Raw genomic sequence first — 2,519 nt, forward strand, 5'->3', positions numbered from 1 at the left:
TTGTGCTCGGCTCGGCGTGGGCCTACTACGAGCTGGGCTGGGGCGGCTGGTGGTTCTGGGACCCGGTGGAGAACGCCTCCTTTATGCCGTGGCTGGCGGGTACCGCCCTGCTGCACTCGCTGGCGGTCACCGAACAGCGCGCCGGCTTTAAGGCGTGGACGCTGCTGCTGTCCATCTGCGCCTTCTCGCTGTGCCTGCTGGGCACCTTCCTGGTGCGCTCCGGGGTGCTGGTGTCGGTGCACGCCTTCGCCTCCGACCCGGCGCGCGGAATGTTTATCCTCGCCTTTATGGTGCTGGTCACCGGCGGCTCGCTGCTGCTGTTCGCCGTGCGCGGGCACAGGGTGCGTTCGCGGGTGAACAACGCGCTGTGGTCGCGCGAGTCGCTGCTGCTCGGCAACAACGTCCTGCTGATGGCCGCCATGCTGGTGGTGCTGCTGGGCACCCTGCTGCCGCTGGTGCACAAACAGCTGGGGCTGGGCAGCATTTCGGTGGGGGAGCCGTTCTTTAACACCATGTTCACCTGGCTGATGGTCCCCTTTGCCCTGCTGCTGGGGGTGGGGCCGCTGGTGCGCTGGGGCCGGGACCGGCCGCGTAACATCAGGAAACTGCTGCTCACCGCCCTGGTCTCCACCCTGGTGCTGTCGGTACTTTTGCCATGGCTGCTGGAAGATAAAATCATCGCCATGACGGCGGTGGGGATGGCGATGGCCTGCTGGATTGCGGTGCTGGCGGTGGCCGAAGCCGTACAGCGCGTGTCCCGCGGCGCCAGGATTTCCCTCAGCTACCTGGGAATGGTGGCGGCGCACCTCGGGCTGGCGGTGACGATTACCGGCATCGCCTTCAGCCAGAATTACAGCGTGGAGCGTGACGTGCGGATGCGGGCGGGCGACAGCGTGACCATTCACGACTACCGCTTCACCTTCCGGGAGGTGCGGGACATCACCGGCCCCAACTACCGCGGCGGGGTGGCCCTCATCGGGGTGACGCGCCACGGCGAGCCGGAGGCGGTGCTGCACGCGGAGAAACGGCTCTACAACACCAGCCGGATGGTGATGACCGAGGCGGCGATTGACGGCGGGCTGACCCGCGACCTGTACGCCGCGCTCGGGGAGGAGCTGGACAACGGCGCGTGGGCCGTGCGCCTGTACTACAAACCGTTTGTCCGCTGGATATGGGCCGGGGGACTGCTGATGGCGCTGGGCGGGCTGCTGTGCCTGGCGGACCCGCGCTACCGCCGCCGTAAACCATTGCCGGAGGCCGGATGAAACGCAACGTACTGTTATTACCGCTGCTGATTTTTCTGCTGATTGCCGCGGCGCTGCTGTGGCAGCTGGCGCGCAACGCGCAGGGGGATGACCCGACGAATCTCGAATCGGCGCTGACCGGAAAGCCGGTGCCGGCGTTCCGCCTGGAATCGCTGGAGACGCCGGGTCAGTACTACCAGGCGGAGGTGCTGACGCAGGGGAAACCGGTGCTGCTTAACGTCTGGGCCACCTGGTGCCCGACCTGCCGCGCCGAGCATCAGTACCTGAACCGGCTGGCCGCGCAGGGTATCCGGGTGGTGGGGCTGAACTATAAGGACGACCGGGCGAAGGCGGTGGCCTGGTTAAAAGAACTGGGCAACCCGTATGCGCTGAGTTTATCGGACAGCGACGGGATGCTGGGGCTGGACCTGGGCGTGTACGGCGCGCCGGAAACCTTCCTCATCGACGGCAGGGGGATTATCCGCTACCGCCATGCGGGCGATTTGAATGCCCGGGTATGGGAAAGTGAACTGAAACCGCTGTGGGACAGATACAGCCGGGAGGCGGCGCAATGAGACTGTTACCGGGCATGGTGATGCTGATGCTGGCGCTGGTTATCGCCGGGTCAGCGCGGGCAACCACCGACGTGATGCCGTTTAAAGATGAAGCGCAGGAGCAGCAGTTCCGCCAGCTCACGGAGCAGCTGCGCTGCCCGAAATGCCAGAACAACAGCATTGCGGACTCGAACGCGATGATAGCCACCGACATGCGCCGCAGGGTGTATGACCTGATGCAGGAGGGGAAGAGCCGCCAGGAAATCATCGATTACATGGTGGCGCGCTACGGCCACTTTGTCACCTACGACCCGCCGCTGACCCCGCTGACGGTGCTGCTGTGGGTGCTGCCGCTGGCCGCCATCGTGGCGGGCGGGTGGATAATCGTTGCCCGGACGCGCCGGCGGGTGCGTATCAGACAGGACGTCCTGGCTGACGCCATTCCTGCGGCGGGACCACGCGCAGGGGTGGGGGTGTATCTTCCGGGCGTGGTTATGGCGCTGGTCGTGGCCGCCATCAGTTACTCACAGACCGGCAGCTATCAGCAGGTCAGGGCCTGGCAGCAGGCAACGGCGCAGACGCCCGGGCTGCTGGCGCGGGCGCTGGACCCGCAGGCGCAGCCGCTGAATGAAGAGGAGATGGCGCGGCTGGCGCTGGGGCTGCGTACCCGCCTGCAGAATGATGCCGGCAATGTTGAGGGCTGGCTCATGCTGGGGCGCAT

The 2,519-nt window shown here is 66.2% G+C and carries 3 protein-coding genes; all 3 read left to right on the forward strand.

Annotated elements, in window-relative coordinates; translation table 11 throughout:
* A partial coding sequence (locus tag ACLJZ5_RS21925; protein ID WP_410959025.1) for a heme lyase CcmF/NrfE family subunit occupies positions 1–1,265 on the forward strand: 1,265 nt, incomplete at its 5' end.
* Positions 1,262–1,819, forward strand: a complete 558-nt coding sequence (dsbE, locus tag ACLJZ5_RS21930) for a thiol:disulfide interchange protein DsbE (RefSeq protein WP_000828299.1) — start codon at positions 1,262–1,264, stop codon at positions 1,817–1,819. The genes ACLJZ5_RS21925 and dsbE, both read left to right, overlap by 4 nt.
* Positions 1,816–2,519, forward strand: a 704-nt coding sequence (locus tag ACLJZ5_RS21935) for a cytochrome c-type biogenesis protein CcmH (protein ID WP_410959027.1), incomplete at its 3' end; no start/stop codon positions are given. The genes dsbE and ACLJZ5_RS21935, both read left to right, overlap by 4 nt.

The sequence above is a fragment of the Salmonella sp. 5800 genome (assembly GCF_046558195.1).
Lineage (GTDB): Bacteria > Pseudomonadota > Gammaproteobacteria > Enterobacterales > Enterobacteriaceae > Salmonella > Salmonella enterica.

What these genes read in the sequence shown, in the direction of transcription:
- dsbE (WP_000828299.1), top strand. Translation starts at nt 1,262, where the DNA reads ATGAAACGCAACGTACTGTTATTACCGCTGCTGATTTTTCTGCTGATT.